Genomic DNA, 14,518 nt, shown 5'->3' with positions numbered 1-14,518 from the left:
CGGTTACAGCCCCAGCCGCGCGAGCCCGGACAGGTGCACGCGGGCCGCCGCACGCGCGTGAGCCGCCGTCGTCTGCGCCCGCGCGGCCTCGGCGGCCCGCTGGCACTGCTCCAGCGTGTGCGCGGCCAGCACAGCGCGTACGGCGGGCAGCGCCGCGGCGCCCATCGACAGCGAGGAGACCCCGAGCCCGACGAGCACGCAGGCCAGCGCCGGGTCGGCGGCCGACTCGCCGCAGACGCCGCACGGCTTGCCCGCTCTCGCGGCGGCGGTCGCCGTCATGGCGACCAGGTCCAGCAGGGCGGGCAGCCACGGGTCGTGCAGCGCGCTCACGGCGCCGACCTGGCGGTCCGCGGCGTAGGCGTACTGGGCGAGGTCGTTGGTGCCGATCGAGACGAAGTCCACCCGGGTGAGCAACTCGCGGGCGCGCAGCGCGGCCGACGGGATCTCGACCATCACGCCCACGTTCGTCAGGCCCCTGGCCCGGCATTCCTGCGCGAACCACGCGGCCTCCTCGGCCGTGGCCACCATCGGCGCCATCACCTGGAGCCGCTCGGAGGCGACGGCCGCGAGCGCGCCGAGCTGCGCCTCCATGACCTCGGGGAACCTCCTGAACCTGCGCAGCCCCCGCTCCCCCAGCGCCGGGTTCGGCTCGGCGGGCGCGGGCAGGAACGCCAGCGGCTTGTCCGCGCCTCCGTCCAGCGTCCGCACGACCACCTTGCCGCCGGGGAACGCCTCCAGCGCCGCGCGATAGGCCCGCCGCTGCTCCTGCGCGGAGGGCGGCTCGGCCCTGCCGAGGAAGAGGAACTCGGTCCGGTAGAGCCCGATCCCCTCGGCTCCGGCGCTGAGGGCGGCGTCGAGGTCCGCGGGGCCGCCGATGTTGGCGAGCAGCGGGACCGGGTGCCCGTCGGCGGTCCTGCCCGGCCCCTTCGCCGCGGCGATCGCCGCCTGCCGCGCGGCGTCCGCGCCGACCGCCTGGGCCACGTCGGACTCGGCCGGCTCGACGCGTACGTCTCCCGACGTGCCGTCGGCCATCACCCGGACGCCCGGCGGGATGTCCAGCGCGCCCGGGCAGGCCACGACGGCGGGCACGCCCATCGCCCTGGCCATGATCGCGGTGTGGCTGGTGGGGCCGCCCTCCTGGGTGACGAACGCGGCGACGTGCTCCTTGCGCAGCAGCGCCGTGTCGGCGGGCGCGAGGTCCCTGGCGACCAGCACGTACGGCTCCTCGGGGGCGATCGGAAGCCCCTGCATGGCGTGCCCGTAGAGCAGGGCGATCACGCGGTCCCTGATGTCGTCGAGGTCGGCGGCCCGCTCGCCCAGGTAGCCCCCGGACCCGGCCAGTACGTCCCGATATTTCGTGAAAGCTTCAAAAACCGCCCTCGGGGCGGCCAGGCCGCGGTCGATCAGCGTTCGCACCTTGACGACCAGCCCGGGATCCTCGGCCATCAGCGCCTGGGCCTTGAGTATCTCCTCGGCCTCGCCGCCCGCCTGGTTTCCCCGGGCCTCCAACTCTCCCGCGACCTGCGTGAGCGCGGCCATCGCGCGCTCCTTCTCCTGATCCGCCTCACCGGTGTAGGTGGCGCCCTCGGGGGGTTCGGGCACGGAGACGGTCAGAACGTACGCGGGGCCGTGCCCGATGCCCGGACTGACCCCGACCCCCCGCAGGTTCATGGCGCCGCGGCGATCGCGGCCAGCTCGTCGAGGACCTCTTCCGACCCATCGCCCTCCGCGCTGATCACGACGGTCTCGCCCTGCCTGACGTCCAGGGCCATGATCGCGAGAATGCTCTTGCCGTTGACCTTCTCGCTGCCGTGGGACTTCGTCACCGTGATGTCCATGGGGGCCTTCTTCGCCCGCTGGACGAACGTCGCGGCGGGCCGGGCGTGCAGCCCCACTTCCGCCGCCACGGTGACCTTGCGCTCACCCATTACTCCTCCTTTGGTGCCGGTCCAGACCAGCCGGACCCTCGTGCGATAGCGCGTGTACATTCTGCCGTCTCGGCGGACACGCTCGTTCCGGAGCTATTCCCATCGGAAGAGCTCGTCCCCCGCGTGAACCGCCCCCTCCGCGACCTCGGTCACGGCCTCTGAGAGGGCGTCGAGCGCGACGACCGGGCAGACCGGCGAGCGGCCGCCCGCCTCGACGACCGCCGGGTCCCAGGCCACGACGGGCTGCCCCGCGCTCACACGGTCGCCCTCGGCGGCCAGGAGCTCGAACCCCTGGCCTTTGAGCTGGACCGTGTCGATGCCCAGGTGCACGAGGACGCCTCTGCCGTCGTCTCCGACGATGACGTACGCGTGCGGATGCAGTTTCATGATTTTTCCAGCTATGGGGGCTACGGCCTTTCCCGGCCCGCGCAGCGGGTCGATCGCGGCCCCCGGCCCGACCAGCCCGGCGGAGAACACCGGATCGGGCACGGCGGCCAACCCCACAGCTGCCCCCTCAACCGGGGCGAGAACAGTCGTCATGGTCTCGCCCTTAGCCGATGATGTCCTCGATGTCGCTGGCGATGGTGTCCGCCTCCGGCCCGACGACGACCTGGACCACGTTCCCCGCGGCCATCACGCCATGCGCGCCCGCCGCCCTGAGGGCGGCCTGATCGACCTTGGACGCGTCGTGCACCTCCGTGCGCAACCGGGTGATGCAGGGCTCGATATCGATGATGTTGTCGGCCCCGCCCAAACCGGCGATGATCGCGTTCGCGTCAGCCGCCATCCGGCCCTCCCTAGAGCTCTTGTGACCAGGCTATTTCAGTCGGTCTGGGTGACCTTGTTCAGCCCGCGCGGCGCGTCGGGGTCGATGCCGAGCCTGCGGGCCAGCGCCTCGGTGAGCAGCTGGCCGGGCACGATCAACCCCATCGGCGCGACCCATTCGGGCAGGTCGGGGCCGTTCAGCGCGGCGGTGCCCGCCCGTGCGAGCGCGTCGCCGCCACCGATCGTGTACGCCGCCGCGCCCGCGGCCACCACCCGCTCGGCCAGCGCGACCGTACCGGCCAGGGTCGGGCTGTTCTCGGCGGCGACCAGCAGCGCGGGCGTGTCGGCGTCGACCACGGCGATGGGGCCGTGCAGCAGGTCGGCGTAGGACAGGCCCATGGCGTGCAGGTAGCAGGCCTCCTTGAGCTTCAGCGCCGTCTCCAGGGCCGTCGAGAACGCCAGCCCGCGCCCGGACACGACCACGCCCGGCTTGTCCAGCAGCCCCTCGACCACGGCCTCCAGGTCGCCCGGCTCGGTGATCAGCTTCTCCACCGCCTCCGGCACCCGCCGCAGGTCCTCCGCGTCCACGTCGGCGCCCAGCCCCAGCGCGAGCACGGCCAGCGCCGCGAGCTGCGTCGTGTACGTCTTGGTCGCCGGCACGGCCTTCTCCTCGCCGGCGACCGTGCACAGGGCCACGTCGGCGGCCTGCGCGAGGGGGCTCTGCTCGCCCCCGTTCGTGATGCCGACGGTCCTCGCCCCGCAGTCCTTGGCCCAGGCCAGCGTCTCGACGATCTCCTCGGTGCGCCCCGACTGCGAGATCGCGACCGCCAGCACGCCGTCGAGGTCCAGCTTGCGCTTGTACGTCGTGGCGATCGAGGGTGCGGCCAGCGCGGCCAGACGGCCCGCGTGTGATTCGACCAGGTAGCGCCCATAAACTGCAGCGTTGTCAGAGGTGCCGCGCGCGATGAACAGCAGCTGGCGAGTCTGCTCGCCCACTGCTCTCACCTCGCCGACCCTCGGCAGCAGGGAGTCCAGGGTGGCCCGCAGCGCGGCCGGCTGCTCGGCGATCTCGCTGCGCATCTTCGTGGTCATCTCGGGCTCTTTCCTTGATCGACTGCGACGCGGACTTGACCGTCTTTCGCGACATGTGGTCTAGTCCGGACTAGACCAGTACGAACCATAACCCATTGCCAAGGTTGCGATCGAGGGGAGGATCCGTGGCGCACATCGATCCGGACAGCCCGGTGCCCAAGTATTTCCAGCTTCGCGAGATCCTGTTGGACCTCATCGACAGCGACGAGCTCAGCATCGGGGCGGCCATCCCGTCCGAGCGCGAGCTCTGCCAGCGCTTCGGCCTGTCCAGGATGACCGTACGGCAGGCCGTGGACCACCTCGTGTCCGAGGGCCGCCTGCACCGGGTGCCCGGCAAGGGGACGTTCGTCGCCCGGCCCAAGATCGAGCTGGCGCTGCAGCTGACGTCGTTCACCGACGACATGAGGGCACGGGGCATGATCCCGGGCTCGCGCGACCTCGATCGCCGGATCGTGCGGGCCAGCGCGCACCTCGCCAAGGAGCTGGGGATCCAGCCGGGCGAGGAGGTGCACTTCATCGAGCGGCTGCGGACCGCCGACGGGGAGCCGCTGTCCATCGAACGGGCGCACATCCCGGTCAAGCTCGCCCCCGACCTGGGCTCCCACGACTTGTCGGATAAATCACTGTATGAGCTGCTGGAGAGCCGCTACGGCCTCGTCATGGACGCCGGCGAGCTCACCATCGACGGCGGCATCGCCGACCCGAGCGACGCGGACCTGCTGAAACTCCCGCGCGGCGGCGCCGTACTGCTGCTGCAGCGCAGGTCGTTCGCCGGCGGCGTCTGTGCGGAGCTGGGCGTGTCCACGTATCGTGCGGATCGCTACCAGTTGCGCACCATCCTGGAAATGCCCGTAAGACGGGGCTGAGGCCTCACCCGGCTCGGAGGAACGCCCGGTGAACGAGACCACCGCCGCCCGGCCTTCGCCGTTCGCTCGCGTGATGACCGTGCTCCAGCGGCTGGGCCGCTCCCTCATGCTGCCCATCGCCGCCCTGCCCGCCGCCGCCCTGCTGCTGCGCTTCGGGCAGCCCGACATGCTCGGCTCCAACGGCGCCGAGCCGGGCGGCCTGGCGGACGTGGCCGGGTTCGCCTGGATGAACCAGGTCGCCGAGGTGCTGGCCGCGGCCGGCGCCGCGCTGTTCGAGAACCTGCCGTTGCTGTTCGCCGTGGGAGTGGCGATCGGCTTCGCCCGCAAGGCCGACGGCTCCACGGCCCTGGCCGCCGTGGTCGGCTACCTGGTCTTCGACCGGGTGACCAAGGTGATGTTCTTCGGCTCCGACATCCGGGACACCGTCCTCATCAAGGAGGCCCAGGCCCAGGGCATCAAGGAGATCATCAACTACGGCATGCAGAACCCGACCAAGGTCCTCGGCGGCATCGTCATGGGCCTGGTCACCGCCGTCCTCTGGCAGCGCTTCCACCGCATCAAGCTGCCGTCCTGGCTGGCCTTCTTCGGCGGTCGCCGATTCGTCCCCATCATCACCTCCATCGTGGCCCTGCTCATCGGCGTGGTCTTCGGCTGGCTCTGGCCGGTGATCGGCGAGTGGATCCGCCACGCCGGCGAGGCCCTGGCCGCCATCGGCCCCATAGGCACCGGCATCTACGGCCTCGTCAACCGCCTCCTCATCCCCCTCGGCCTGCACCACTTCGTCAACTCCGTCGTCTGGTACGTGGTGCCGCAGTGCGAGGTGGGCGGCCGGGTGCTGGGCGGGGACTGGAACTGCTACTTCGGCGGCGCCCCGCACTCCGGCCAGTTCATGGCCGGCTTCTTCCCCATCATGATGTTCGCCCTGCCCGCCGCCGCCCTCGCCATGTGGCGCGCCGCCCCACCCCACCGCCGCGCCACGGTGGGCGGCATCATGCTCTCGGCCGCCCTGGCGTCCTTCGTCACGGGGATCACGGAGCCGATCGAGTTCGCCTTCATCTTCGTCGCGCCCCTGCTCCTGGTGGTCCACGCCATCCTGACCGGCCTGGCCATGGCCCTGACCACCTTGATCGGCGGCCAACTGGGCTTCGGCTTCTCGGCGGGCCTGCTCGACATGCTCCTCAACGCCAGCAAGTCGAACACCGAGAACTTGCCCGGAATCCTGATACTGGGAGCGATTTACGGCGTCATCTACTACGCCGTCTTCACCTTCCTCATCCGCAAACTCAACATCCTGACCCCAGGCCGCGAACCAGAACCCGACGTCGACTCAGGCGAAACCTAACCGCCACGCCGGCGAAAACCCCGACGCCAACCACAGCGGGAAACCAGCACCCACCACAGCACAGCTCAGGCGCCACAGACGGCACGCCCACGCAGCCCGACCACCGCCCCACAACCGCCCCCACGCAGCCCCACAACCGCCGCGCCCCGCCCGTCCTCCAAAGCGCCGCGTCGGCGAGACGCCCCACGGCCGTACCCGGCGCCAATCAACAGCGCGAGCCCAACCCCACCCCAGCAAAAGGGACGACCACCAATCCAGAACGCGCACGACCAAAAAGGTTTGAGACAACCCGCAAACCAGCCAATCGCGTCCGGAACAGCCCTCCACCCCCACTCCAGGGGGATCCAACTTCCAGAAATCTTCTCCATCAAAGACGGACAAACCCAACCGCCCTCAGAAGAAGTTGGCGCCATTTGTATTCCTAGGCCAGACCGAAAACTCCTTATTACGATTCTTTCTTCGTCCAAGAATTTGGAGGATGCGTGTCAACAACCCCCCGCATCGGCGTCACCCCCACCCCCGAACCCCCCTACGACGAAGAGCAGCCGACATCGGAAATCGCGCCCCCGGAAATCCACGGCACCCTGGCCCTGGACCCCCACCCCCTCGTATGGGGCCCGCCGGGATCCATCCCCGATGAGCGCAAGCTGCGCCACCTCGGCCAGGCGCTGGCCGAGGTGCTCGCGGGCCGCCGCCCGCCGGAGACCGTGGCCGACAAGCTCACAGCCCGCGCCTACCGGGAGCTGGTCCAGGCAGGCCAGATGATCCGGACCAGCCGCCCCCCGTTCGCCGGCAGCGTGCACGTCAAGGAGCCCAGGGACGGCGCGGTGGAGATGTGCATGCTGGTGCACTGCGGCGACCGCAACCGCGTCCTCGCGATGCGCCTCGAACGGCGAGGCACCCAATGGCTCTGCACTGACTTCGAAACAGCATAGAAAAGGCACTGAAAAGCCCAGAAAAAGCATCGAAGAAAGGCAGCACAAAAAAAGAGACCCCCACACGAGGTGGGGGTCTCGGAAAAGAGCGTCAGGCCGCGTTCTTGGGATCGCCGTGGCAGCGCTTGTACTTCTTGCCCGACCCGCACGGGCAGGGCGCGTTGCGCTCCACGTTGCCGTACGCGGCCCGCTCCGCCGAAGTGGTGCGGACGCGGGTGTGCTCGACCTCGCCCTGCTCGCCGGGCGCCGTGTATTCGAGCTCGGCCGGCCGCTCAGGCCCGCGCAGCCCGCGCGCGATGATCGAGCGGGTCTCCGCGATGACCGCGTCCTCCTCCTCGACGATCGGGTTTTCCTGCACCTCCACCTCGAGGTTGAACAGGAACCCGACCGAGTCCTCCTTGATGCCCTCGAGCATCGCGGCGAACATCTCGAAGCCCTCGCGGGCGTACTCGATCTTCGGGTCCTTCTGCGCGTAGGCCCGCATGCCGATGCCCTCGCGCAGGTAGTCCATCTCGTACAGGTGCTCGCGCCACTTCCGGTCGAGGACCGAGAGGATCACGCGGCGCTCCAGATCGCGCATGGTCTCGGGGCCGAACTCCTCCTCGCGCCTGGCGTACGCCTCGAGCGCGTCGGCCTTGACCTTCTCGGAGATGAGGTCGGCGGACAGCTCCTCGCGGCTGCCGGCTTCCTCGACGAGGTCCTCGATCCTGACCGAGATCGGGTAGAGCTCCCCGAACGCCTTCCACAGCTTGTCGAGGTCCCACTCCTCGGCGAAGCCCTCGGACGTGGCGCCCTGCACGTAGCCCTCGATCACCTCGCCGACGAAGCCGCGCACCTGCTCGTGCAGGTCGGCGCCCTCAAGCACGCGGTGGCGCTCGGCGTAGATGACCTTGCGCTGGCGGTCCATGACCTCGTCGTACTTCAGAACTTCCTTGCGGATCTCGAAGTTCTGCTGCTCGACCTGGTGCTGGGCGGAGGCGATGGCCTTGGAGACGATGCCCGACTCGATCGGCTGGTCGTCGGGGATCTGCAGCCTGGTCATGATCATCTCGACCCTGGCCGAGTTGAACAGGCGCATGAGGTCGTCGCCGAGCGACAGGTAGAACCGGGACTCACCGGGGTCGCCCTGACGGCCGGAGCGGCCGCGGAGCTGGTTGTCGATCCGGCGCGACTCGTGGCGCTCGGTGCCGAGAACGTAGAGGCCGCCGAGCGCGGTGACCTCGTCGTGCTCGGCCTTGACCGCCGCCCTGGCCTTCTCCAGCGCCTCGGGGTAGGCCTTCTCGTACTCCTCCGGCGTCTCGACCGGGTCGAGGCCGCGCTGGCGCAGCTCGAGGTCGGCGCGGAACTCGGAGTTGCCGCCGAGCATGATGTCGGTGCCTCGACCGGCCATGTTGGTGGCGACGGTGACCGCGCCCTTGCGCCCGGCCTCGGCGATGATCGACGCCTCACGCGCGTGGTTCTTCGCGTTGAGCACCTCGTGCTGCACCCCGCGGCGCTTGAGCGCCTTGGACAGCCGCTCGGACTTCTCCACCGAGGTCGTGCCGACGAGCACCGGCTGCCCGGCCTCGTAGCGCTCCTTGATGTCCTGGACCACCGCGTCGAACTTGGCGTCCTCGGTCTTGTAGACCACGTCCGCCTGGTCCTTGCGGACCATCGGCCGGTTGGTCGGGATCGGGACGACACCCAGCTTGTACGTCTGGTGGAACTCGTTGGCCTCGGTGGCGGCCGTACCGGTCATTCCGCTCAGCTTGGAGTAGAGGCGGAAGTAGTTCTGCAGGGTGACCGTGGCGAGAGTTTGGTTCTCGTCCTTGATCTTCACGCCCTCTTTGGCCTCGATGGCCTGGTGCATGCCCTCGTTGTAGCGGCGCCCGTGCAGGATGCGGCCGGTGAACTCGTCGACGATCAGGACCTCGCCGTCGGCGACGATGTAGTCCTTGTCCTTCTTGAACAGCTCCTTGGCCTTGAGCGCGTTGTTCAGGAAGCCGACGAGGTGGGTGTGCTCGGGCTTGTAGAGGTTGTCGATGCCGAGCCAGTCCTCGACCTTCTCGACACCGGCCTCCAGGATGCCGACCGTGCGCTTCTTCTCGTCGACGATGTAGTCGCCGGTGCTCTCCTCGCCAGGGTTCTTCGCCTCGACGCCCTTGCGCAGGCGGGGCACGATCTTGGCGAACTCCTGGTACCACTTGCCCGACTGCTCGCCGGGGCCGGAGATGATCAGCGGCGTACGGGCCTCGTCGATCAGGATGGAGTCGACCTCGTCGACGATCGCGAAGTTGTGCCCGCGCTGCGCGCACTCCTCGAGCGACCACGCCATGTTGTCGCGCAGGTAGTCGAAGCCGAACTCGTTGTTGGTGCCGTACGTGATGTCGGCCTGGTACTGCTTGCGCCGCTCGTCCGGCTGCTGGCCGGCGACGATGCAGCCGACCTCGAGGCCGAGGAACCGATGGATGCGGCCCATGGTCTCGGCGTCACGCTTGGCCAGGTAGTCGTTGACCGTGATGACGTGGACGCCCTTGCCGGAGATCGCGTTGAGGTACGCCGGCAGCGTACAGGTCAGCGTCTTGCCCTCACCGGTCTTCATCTCAGAGATGTTGCCCATATGAAGGTTGGCGCCGCCCATGATCTGCACGTCGTAGGGCCGCTGGCCGAGCACGCGGCGGGCCGCCTCGCGCACGGTCGCGAACGCCTCGGGAAGCAGATCGTCGAGCGTTTCACCGTCTGCATGGCGCTGCTTGAACTCATCCGTCAGCGCACGCAACTCCGCGTCGGACAGGCTCGTGAAGTCGTCCTCGATGGAGTTGACCTGGTCTGCGATCCGCTTGAGCTTGCGCAGGATCTTACCTTCGCCGGCACGTAGGATCTTGTCGAGAATGGCTGCCACTTTATGTAAAGCTCCTCGCAGGTCTACCCCGGCGGCGCCGCCAGGAGGAGAGGCCGAGACAAACTTCCCCGTTGCCATCGTAGGCGGTTCCGCAACCAGACACAGCCACCGTGACGACGAGGGCGCCACACCCGTCTGGGAGAATGGGGCAAGGCAGAGGGTATGCCGGTTGAGAGCCGGCTCGCACCAATAAGCGCGATAACCGGCAAAGGAAGGATTAGTCATGGTTGAGGGGAAGAAGTCGGAGCATACGGAGAATCTCGGCAGCCACGCCGGGCGCGCGTCATCGTGGCTCGCGGTGACGGTGATGCTCGTGGGCACGGTCGTGGCCGGCTTCGGTCTCACGGTCGCCAACTGGACGCTCGTCTGGGTCGGCGCCGGAGTGTTCGTCGTGGGCGGCATCCTGGCCCTTGTCTTCGATATCTTCACCGACGTCGTGATCGACGCGCCCCGCGTGGGCATGCGCTCTGAAGATCACCGCTGACGCAGGCTTCACCGGGCGGGCACCCACCCCACGGGTGCCCCGCCAGCTCCCATCTCCCACGCTCTTCACGCCGCCGCCGACCGGTCTCCCGCACCGCCTGCGCGCACCTCAATGGGCCTTTCGTAATAGGCAAGCACAATCCCCGTAACGACGAGCCCACCGCGCGTGTCGGGCAAGGGCGAGGGATCGCGCACGCGGCGGACAGCCACAATCGGGCCAGGCGGCGTCGGCAGGGCGAGGCAGGTGGCGTCGACGGTGGGCGCACCGAGCGCGGATCGGGCTTGCGCGCCGTTGCCTGCTGCCAGGCCGGGCGGGGATGGCAGGCACGGGTGCCGTTGCCTGCTGCCAGGCCGGGCGCGGGTGGCGTCGGCGGGTGCGGTCGGTGTTGCGGGGCACGTGACATGGGCGGGCCCGGCGCGAATGGTGGTGGGGTGCCCCGGGGGTGGGGCCGGCGGGGGTGTTTTGTCAGTGGGCGTCGCTACATTGCTCGCATGCATCGCCATCCGCAATCGCAAACATGACCGGCACCACCGACCTGACCCTCGACGAGGCGCGCCGGATCATCCTTCGCTCCCAGGGCATGATCGGCGCCGACGCGCGCAAGGGCGGGGCGCATGCGATGCTGCGCAGGCTGGGCGCCGTGCAGCTCGACACCATCTCGGTGCTCGCCCGCTCCCACGAGCTGGTCGCCTACGCCCGTCTAGGGGCGGTGGGGCGGGCCGGCATCGAGCGGGCCTACTGGCACAATCCCGCCCATAGCTTCGAATACTGGTGCCACGCCGCCTGCATCCTGCCCATCGAGCACTGGCCGCTCTACTCGTTCCGGCGCCGGGCGTACCGTAAGCGGCGCTACCGCTGGCACGAGGTCCCCGACGGGGTGGACAAGCTGCTCGAGCAGGTACGCGAGCAGGGCCCGCTGATGACGTCGGACGTCGGCGGGGCCAAGAACGGCGGCCCGTGGTGGGACTGGTCCGACTCCAAGATCGGCCTGGAGTGGCTGCTCGACATCGGTGAGCTGGTCTGCAGCCGCCGTGTCGGCTGGCGGCGCGTCTACGACCTCGCCGAGCGCGTGGTCCCCGCCGAGCTCCTGGCCGATGACCTCTCCGACGAGGAGTGCGTCGTACGCCTGGCCGCCGTGGCGGGCCGGTCCCTGGGCGTGGCCAACAGGACCGACCTCATCGACTTCCTGCGCCTGAAGGGCGAGTACGCCGCCATGCTCGACGAGGCCCTGCGCAGCGGCGCGGCAGGCCTGGTGCCCGTGACGGTCGCGGGCTGGCCGGGCAAGAAGGGCTCCCCCAACGCCTGGGCGGACCCGGTGGCGCTGGAGTCCGAGCCGCGCGGGCGCCACCGCACGACGCTGCTGTCGCCGTTCGACTCCCTCATCTGGCACCGCGGCCGCACCGAGCGCGTCTTCGGCTTCCAGTACACGCTCGAGCTGTACGTCCCCAAGCACAAGCGGGTCCACGGCTACTTCACGATGCCCGTGCTGGCCGGCGGCCGGCTGATCGGCCGCGTCGACCCGGCCCGCGAGGGCAGCACGCTGGTGATCCGGCAGCTCCACCTGGAGCCGGGCCTGTCGCCCGCCAAGTGGGCCGACGCCCTGGCGGATGCCCTGTGGTCGGCGGCGGAGTGGGTGGGCTGCGACGCCGTACGCGTCGAGCGCGCCGATCCCCCCGAGCTCGTCCCCACCCTGAACGCCGCCGCCGCCCGATAGCAGCCCAGCACGACGGCACGGCACTAGGAGGGCGGGCGGCGGTGGCGGCCTGCCTGCCTTCCCTGGCCGCCCAGGTGGGAGCCGGAGCAACGCGGCCTGGTGGGCGTTGGCGGCCGGCCGCCCAGGTGGGCCTGAGTGACGCGGCCTCGCGGGGGTGAACGGCCGCCTGCCGCGTGGCCGCCCAGGTGGGAGCGGAGTGACGGGGCCGGGTGGGCGCGGATGGTCGTCTGCTGCGTGGTCGCCTCTAGGCGGGGCCGGAGCGACACGGCCTCGGGGGCGGAGGTGGCTGCCCTGTCCCTTAACCGCCCAGGCGGGGCCGGAGCGACACGGCCTCGCAGGCGTAGGTGACCGCGTGCCCCGTGGCTGCCCGGGTGGGGGCAGAGATGACGGGGCCTGGTGGGTGCGGGTGGCCGCCTGTCCCCTGGCCGTAGGTGGGGCCGGGGTGATGGGGCTAGGCGGCTAGGTGATCTCCAGCATGCGTTCTCGCACCGCGTAGACCACGGCCTCCATCCTCGAATGCAGCTGCAGCTTGTCGAGGATGTTGCGTACGTGGTTCTTCACGGTGTTCTCGGAGATGAACAGCTGCTTGGCGATCTCGCGGTTGTTCATCCCCTTGGCCACCAGCCGCAGGACCTCCATCTCGCGATCGGTCAGGCGGGGGACGGGGAGCTGGGGTGGGCGCTCGGACTCCTTGCGGCTCATGCTCTGGAACTCGGTGATGAGCTTGGCGGCCATCGCCGGGTTGATTAAGGACTGGCCTCCGTGCACGCCGCGCACCGCGGCCGGCACGTCGTTGATCTGGACGTCCTTGAGCAGATAGCCGGTGGCGCCTGCCTTGATGGCCTCGAAGAGGTCTTCTTCCTCGTCGCTCACCGTCAGCATGATGACGCGCGTGCTCGGGACCGAGGCCTTGATGCCCTTCGTGGCCTCGATCCCGTCCTGCCGTGGCATGCGCACGTCCATGAGCGCGATGTCGGGCATGAGGCGGTTGGCCAACTCGACCGCCTCCTGCCCGTCGCTCGCTTCGCCGACCACCTCGATGTCGGGCTCAGCGGCCAGCGCGAGAGCCAGGCTGCGCCGGATCAGCTCGTGATCGTCAACGATCAGCACGCGGATCGGCTCGCTCGCTGACGTACGGACCTCGCCAGACTCGGTCACGAGGCCTCCTTGGTCCGCCTCGCGACAGCCTTTGCCTCGCTTCGCTCGCCCATCTGAACCTGACTGAGCTCGCTCACGTCTCCTCCTCGTCGGGGGGCCAGAGCCGTTGAACCGCCATGATGGCACGGGAGCCGCGGTTCTAGGGTGGTCGAGAAGATCTTTTAGCGCGCGATCATGGCTCTACGAGCCGCAACACGCCGTAGTTGTAGCCGCGTCTGTTGTAGACCACGCACGGCTGGCCGCTCTCCTTGTCACGGAACAGGTAGAAGTCGTGCCCGACCAGCTCCATCTCGAGGAGGGCCTGGTCGATGGTCATGGGTTCCGCTTTGTGGAACTTCTCTCGGACGATGAGCGGCCCTTCGCCGTCCATCTCGATCGGGACGATGTCGTCGTAGCGCTGGTCGCGCTGCACCTGCTCGTCCTCTTCGGCCTCGGCGGGGACGGTGGCCGCCCGCGGGGGCAGGTCCGCGACGTCGGGGAGTGTCGCGGTGATCTCCGCCACAGAGGGCGGGCAGTGGTTGCCGTGGTGGACCTTGCGCCGGTCGGCCAGCCGCCTGAGGCGGCCTTCCAGCTTGTCGAGGGCCATGTCGAGGGCTGCGAATCGGTCGTCGGCCGAGGCTTCGGCGCGGATGGCCGGTCCTCGAGAGTGAATGGTGAGCTCGACGCGCTCGCGCTGGTCAGCGAGGCGCGGATTGCGTTCTTTCGACACCTCCACATCGACTCGGATGAGTTTGTTGTCCAGACGTTCGATCCTGGCCAGCTTGGTCGTCACGTGGTCACGGAACCGATCACTCACACCTGTGTGCCGGCCCTTGACGATGATGTCCATGCAACAGCCCCCCTTCGGTCTAGCGACTGAGCAAGAGCGCCCGACGACGTGCCTGTCGGACGGGGTCTGCTGTCTGCCTTTCTGTCACCGTTACCCTCTTCCGACTCTGCGTCACCGGGAACTCGGTTGGCACCCGTCCGGCCGACCTGGTCTTCGACCCCACATCCGCCTGCTGAGGGTTTCGCAGCTCTGTTGCCACTACTGCCCTTCTCTTCTGGCGAGGGACATCTGGACCCTCGGGAAGGCAGGACTTACCCCTAAGCCGCACCGTGATCGGTCGACAAAGAGTCGCCTTACGTGGACCGTTTTGCCTGCGGCTGGCATCGGCTAGCAGAGCCGGGGACCCCGACCCTGCGCAACCACGGACCCGAACGGGTGCCATGTCAGAACGCTATCCGCATCCTGCGCGAATGTCAGCCGGAGGATCGACCAAAGGATCACGTACCGTGATTTTCCCGAGGTCCTCATGCCCTCCCAAATGCCCTATTCAACCGATCGGCAACCCTTATGAGGATGGAGCTCCG

12 protein-coding genes and 1 pseudogene are annotated in these 14,518 nt (G+C 69.1%); 5 read left to right on the top strand and 8 right to left on the bottom strand.

The annotated features are described in order from the left end of the window. Positions 1-3: 3 nt before the first annotated feature. From ptsP to ACIBI9_RS13515, 5 genes and pseudogenes are all read right to left on the bottom strand, one after another. Positions 4-1,671: a phosphoenolpyruvate--protein phosphotransferase gene (ptsP, locus tag ACIBI9_RS13535; protein WP_397222282.1), complete on the bottom strand. Its 1,668-nt coding sequence runs from the start codon at positions 1,669-1,671 to the stop codon at positions 4-6. Further along, positions 1,668-1,928, bottom strand: coding sequence for an HPr family phosphocarrier protein (locus ACIBI9_RS13530; protein ID WP_397222281.1), 261 nt, complete (start codon positions 1,926-1,928; stop codon positions 1,668-1,670). The genes ptsP and ACIBI9_RS13530 overlap by 4 nt, the downstream gene beginning before the upstream one ends. A gap of 93 nt (positions 1,929-2,021) precedes the next feature. After that, positions 2,022-2,468, bottom strand: a complete 447-nt coding sequence (locus ACIBI9_RS13525; RefSeq protein ID WP_319712751.1) for a PTS glucose transporter subunit IIA — start codon at positions 2,466-2,468, stop codon at positions 2,022-2,024. A 10-nt stretch (positions 2,469-2,478) separates the two neighbouring features. After that, a pseudogene (locus tag ACIBI9_RS13520) lies at positions 2,479-2,718 on the bottom strand (glucose PTS transporter subunit EIIB); the annotation flags it as partial. 32 nt (positions 2,719-2,750) lie between these two features. After that, positions 2,751-3,785 carry an SIS domain-containing protein gene (locus tag ACIBI9_RS13515; protein WP_397222280.1) on the bottom strand — a complete coding sequence of 345 codons (1,035 nt, stop codon included), beginning with the start codon at positions 3,783-3,785 and terminating at the stop codon, positions 2,751-2,753. A 125-nt stretch (positions 3,786-3,910) separates the two neighbouring features. Here ACIBI9_RS13515 and ACIBI9_RS13510 point away from each other — a divergent pair, with 125 nt between their 5' ends. From ACIBI9_RS13510 to ACIBI9_RS13500, 3 genes are all read left to right on the top strand, one after another. Further along, on the top strand, positions 3,911-4,651 hold the full coding sequence (locus ACIBI9_RS13510; RefSeq protein ID WP_397222279.1) for a GntR family transcriptional regulator: 741 nt from the start codon (positions 3,911-3,913) through the stop codon (positions 4,649-4,651). Positions 4,652-4,679: 28 nt separating this feature from the next. Next, positions 4,680-5,993 (top strand): PTS transporter subunit EIIC, encoded by a 1,314-nt coding sequence (locus ACIBI9_RS13505; RefSeq protein ID WP_397222278.1) that lies wholly within the window; start codon positions 4,680-4,682, stop codon positions 5,991-5,993. Between the two features lie 482 nt (positions 5,994-6,475). After that, positions 6,476-6,928, top strand: a complete 453-nt coding sequence (locus ACIBI9_RS13500) for an Rv3235 family protein (RefSeq protein ID WP_397222277.1) — start codon at positions 6,476-6,478, stop codon at positions 6,926-6,928. A 91-nt stretch (positions 6,929-7,019) separates the two neighbouring features. Here ACIBI9_RS13500 and secA read toward each other — a convergent pair whose 3' ends face one another. Continuing rightward, entirely contained in the window at positions 7,020-9,809 is a 2,790-nt protein-coding gene (secA, locus tag ACIBI9_RS13495) for a preprotein translocase subunit SecA (RefSeq protein WP_397222276.1), read from the bottom strand. A 223-nt stretch (positions 9,810-10,032) separates the two neighbouring features. Between secA and ACIBI9_RS13490 the strand changes: the two genes are divergently transcribed. Then, positions 10,033-10,293, top strand: a complete 261-nt coding sequence (locus ACIBI9_RS13490) for an HGxxPAAW family protein (RefSeq protein WP_397222274.1) — start codon at positions 10,033-10,035, stop codon at positions 10,291-10,293. Between the two features lie 517 nt (positions 10,294-10,810). Next, on the top strand, positions 10,811-12,007 hold the full coding sequence (locus ACIBI9_RS13485; RefSeq protein ID WP_397222273.1) for a winged helix-turn-helix domain-containing protein: 1,197 nt from the start codon (positions 10,811-10,813) through the stop codon (positions 12,005-12,007). A 459-nt stretch (positions 12,008-12,466) separates the two neighbouring features. Here ACIBI9_RS13485 and ACIBI9_RS13480 read toward each other — a convergent pair whose 3' ends face one another. Both ACIBI9_RS13480 and hpf read right to left on the bottom strand, forming a co-directional pair. Next, positions 12,467-13,165, bottom strand: a complete 699-nt coding sequence (locus ACIBI9_RS13480) for a response regulator transcription factor (RefSeq protein ID WP_364834445.1) — start codon at positions 13,163-13,165, stop codon at positions 12,467-12,469. Positions 13,166-13,337: 172 nt separating this feature from the next. Continuing rightward, positions 13,338-13,994: a ribosome hibernation-promoting factor, HPF/YfiA family gene (gene hpf / locus ACIBI9_RS13475; protein ID WP_397222272.1), complete on the bottom strand. Its 657-nt coding sequence runs from the start codon at positions 13,992-13,994 to the stop codon at positions 13,338-13,340. Between the last annotated feature and the right edge of the window lie 524 nt (positions 13,995-14,518).

It is taken from the genome of Nonomuraea sp. NPDC050451 (assembly GCF_044458585.1).
The sequence above is the reverse complement of the archived record's forward strand: the minus strand, read 5'-3'. Positions and strand labels throughout refer to the sequence as shown.

Bases quoted from the DNA above. Each gene is read 5' to 3' on its own strand.
- ACIBI9_RS13490 (WP_397222274.1), top strand. From the start codon at position 10,033: ATGGTTGAGGGGAAGAAGTCGGAGCATACGGAGAATCTCGGCAGCCAC.
- ACIBI9_RS13515 (WP_397222280.1), bottom strand. From the start codon at position 3,785: ATGACCACGAAGATGCGCAGCGAGATCGCCGAGCAGCCGGCCGCGCTG.
- hpf (WP_397222272.1), bottom strand. From the start codon at position 13,994: ATGGACATCATCGTCAAGGGCCGGCACACAGGTGTGAGTGATCGGTTC.
- ACIBI9_RS13525 (WP_319712751.1), bottom strand. From the start codon at position 2,468: ATGACGACTGTTCTCGCCCCGGTTGAGGGGGCAGCTGTGGGGTTGGCC.
- ACIBI9_RS13530 (WP_397222281.1), bottom strand. From the start codon at position 1,928: ATGGGTGAGCGCAAGGTCACCGTGGCGGCGGAAGTGGGGCTGCACGCC.
- ACIBI9_RS13485 (WP_397222273.1), top strand. From the start codon at position 10,811: ATGACCGGCACCACCGACCTGACCCTCGACGAGGCGCGCCGGATCATC.
- ptsP (WP_397222282.1), bottom strand. From the start codon at position 1,671: ATGAACCTGCGGGGGGTCGGGGTCAGTCCGGGCATCGGGCACGGCCCC.